This is a genomic window from Mesorhizobium sp. P5_C1, assembly GCF_054049815.1.
The window spans coordinates 1-1,977 of sequence record NZ_JBFULQ010000782.1 but is presented as its reverse complement, the minus strand read 5'-3'; the positions used below and the strand labels follow the sequence as shown (position 1 = coordinate 1,977).

Annotated in this window: 2 protein-coding genes; both read right to left on the bottom strand. The window is 59.1% G+C overall.

Going from position 1 to position 1,977, the window contains the following annotated elements; translation table 11 throughout:
- Positions 1 to 999 (bottom strand): carbohydrate ABC transporter permease (locus tag ACXJ7R_RS31220; protein WP_457155172.1); only part of this gene is annotated, 999 nt, incomplete at its 3' end.
- 80 nt (positions 1,000 to 1,079) lie between these two features.
- Positions 1,080 to 1,977, bottom strand: an 898-nt coding sequence (locus ACXJ7R_RS31215) for an extracellular solute-binding protein (RefSeq protein WP_457155171.1), incomplete at its 5' end; no start/stop codon positions are given.

The window sequence follows — 1,977 nt, the reverse complement described above, 5'->3', positions numbered from 1 at the left end:
GAACAGCATCAGATAGGAGATCGCCGCGCCCTCACTCGTCTTGTTCTGCTCGTTGGCGATGCGGATCAAGTGATAGGAGATCGTCAGTGTGTCGTTGCCGCCCTTGGTGAGGAGGATGACGAGATCCGCCAGCTTGAATGCCTCGATGGTGCGGAAGAGAAGGGCCAACATCAGAAGGCCGCGGATGTAGGGGAAGGTGATCATCCAGAATTGCCGCCAGCTGGAAATACGGTCGATGGCAGCGGCCTCGTAAAGGTATTTCGGCACCGAGACGAGGCCCGCCAGCACAAGGAGCATGACGAAGGGCGACCACATCCATGCGTCGGCGAAAACGATTCCCGCCACGGCACCGACTTTGTTGCTCATCAGGATGAACTGGTTGCCGGAGATGGAATTGATGACGTAGCTGAGAATCCCGAATGTCGGGTCATAGTAGTAGGTGAAGAACACGCCAGAGGCGACAACCGAAAGCATCATCGGTGTCAGCACCAGGATCAACAAATACTTGCGCAGCGGAAATTGCTTGGCGAACAGGATGGCCAGCAGAAAGCCGACGATCATCTGCGCGGAGACGGTGAACACGACGAACATGGCGGTATTGATCAGCGCGCCCCAAGTCGCGTGAGCAGCGAGATCGTTGGTAAGGATCCGGACGTAGTTCCCGAGTCCGACGAAGCGGATCGTCTGCTGGTTTGCCTGGTAGGCGAAGAACGAAAGGCCCAGCGACCACAGTAGGGGGAAGATATTCATCACAAACAGAACGGCGATTGCCGGAGCGACCAGCAGGGCGCCGAAGTAGTGGCGGCGATACGCGTTGACGGTAAATGCGGCCGCGACCAACGCCGCCGCGGCGCCCACCACCCAGAAGGAGACAGCCGCCGGCAAGCCCGCCATTGATATGGCCGACACGACGACAGCGACAGCGATGGCGAGTTTCCAGTTGTGGGCAACAACCGCGGTAAGGCGTGGTGTCAGCAGCGTGCTTGAAACAGCGGTCATGAGAGTCCGAAATATGGAGCGCCTGACGTGGCAATGATGGGGAGCGGCTTTTGCCCGCTCCCCGCAGCTATGTTGGAAGGTTACTGGATAAGGCCAGCGTTCTTCAGGAGGTCCTCCTGGAACTTGGCGATGTTATCCAGGGTGGTCTTGGCGTCCTGCTTGCCAGTGATGGCTAGGTCGTACTGATCCTGCTGCTGGGTGAGCAGTTCGAAGAACTGCGGCACGTGCCACATGTCCTTCTGCCAGTCGAGCGAGTTCGCCCAGGCGCGGTCCCACGGACGATAGGTCACGTATTTCGGATCGCTGTAGACCGACTTGATCGCGGACTGGCCGCCGGCGGCGGCGAACTGGTGCTGGATATCGGGCGAGAGCCACCACTTCACGAAGCCCACCGCTTCCTTGATTTGCTCAGGCGTCGTCCAGGTGGTGAGAACGAAAGGCTGTCCGCCGATCTGTGACGTACGATTCACCTTTCCGTCGGGGCCGCGCAGGCCTGGCGCCAATCCGAACACCAGCTTGTCGGCAACCTTCGACGTCTTGGGATCGAGCGAGGCTTCGCCGAGACCGATCCAGTCGATGTTCATGGCCACCTTGCCTTCACGGAACAACTGGTCCGAGACGAAGATGTCCATGGTGCCGGTCTTGACCACCGGCGGCATGTACTTCAGCAATTTGAGGAAATGCTCCATGCCCTCGATGGACTTCGGGGAGTTTACGACGCCTTCGGCATGTCCGGTCGGGGCCTTGGTTTCATCCCAGATGCCGCCGCCATGCTCCCAGACGAACGTGTGGACCGAGCTCGTCGAGAAGTCGTAGCCTTTGCCTGCCTGATAGGCAATGCCGTAGAAATCGTCATCCAGCACCTGGCCGGCGAGCTTGTCGCCCTTCTTGCGCTGGAAGAATTCGCCAACATGCTCGAACGTGTTCCAGTCCATGGCGTCGATTTCTTCGCCGGTGCAGGGCAGCTTCTCATTGTAC